1 protein-coding gene is annotated in these 896 nt (G+C 40.6%); it reads right to left on the bottom strand.

Going from position 1 to position 896, the window contains the following annotated elements; translation table 11 throughout:
• The coding region (locus JJQ60_RS21870) for a PorP/SprF family type IX secretion system membrane protein (protein WP_236669201.1) at nt 1-896 on the bottom strand (896 nt) is incomplete at its 5' end.

The raw sequence follows: 896 nt of genomic DNA, 5'->3' as shown, positions 1-896 counted from the left end.
TTAAAAGAAACGAGGGGTTAGCATTCGGTTATACTTCTTGAAAAGCTCAAAACGTAGCATCACCTCATAACTCCCATCATTAAATTGGGATTGCCCCAACTCGGTAGTCTCTCTGTCATATGCAAAGCCAATCATCATCGAATCCGAGATCTGGAAACCCACCTGCCCCGTCACTGCAGCACTCCATCGATAAGCAACCCCCAGGGTCAATCGCTCATACAATAAGAAATTAGCAGATACATCAACCTGTAAGGGAGCTCCAAATACCAGTTTACTCAATACAGCTGGCTTAAACTTAAGATCTGGATTCAAATCAAAAACATAACCCGCTATCAAATAATAGTTAATACGCTCCTCTGCCAAAAAACTAATCGCATTACTATCACTACTGGTGGTACTCTCATCAAAATGATCGGTCTCTAATAAATTAGGAGCACTTAATCCAACATACAACTTATCGGTGTTATAGTATGCTCCTATACCTACCTGTGGACTAAACTTATTGTCGATATTTCTCTCAAACAAAGCATCATTCTGATTGAACTGTGTTAATTGCTGAAAATCAATATTCAATAAATGAGCCCCAGCTTTGATTCCTAAACTTAACTTTCCTCGATCTGAAGTAGGGATAGAATAGGAAAAATCTGCTCCAATGAAGGTCTCGTCTGTAGGACCAATCTCATCATTAACAACCGAAAAACCTAAACCAATACGTTCATTATCACCTATGGGAGTATTCAGTGTGAGGGTCTGGGTACGTGGTGCACCATCTAAACCTACCCACTGACTACGATGTAGCCCCATAATACTCATAACACCTCGACTACCAGCATAGGCCGGATTAACACTAATCGTATTATACATGTATTGGGTATATTGGGCGTCTTGCTGCGCAT

It is taken from the genome of Aquimarina mytili (assembly GCF_016735115.1).
Classification (GTDB): domain Bacteria; phylum Bacteroidota; class Bacteroidia; order Flavobacteriales; family Flavobacteriaceae; genus Aquimarina; species Aquimarina mytili.
The sequence above is the reverse complement of the archived record's forward strand: the minus strand, read 5'-3'. Positions and strand labels throughout refer to the sequence as shown.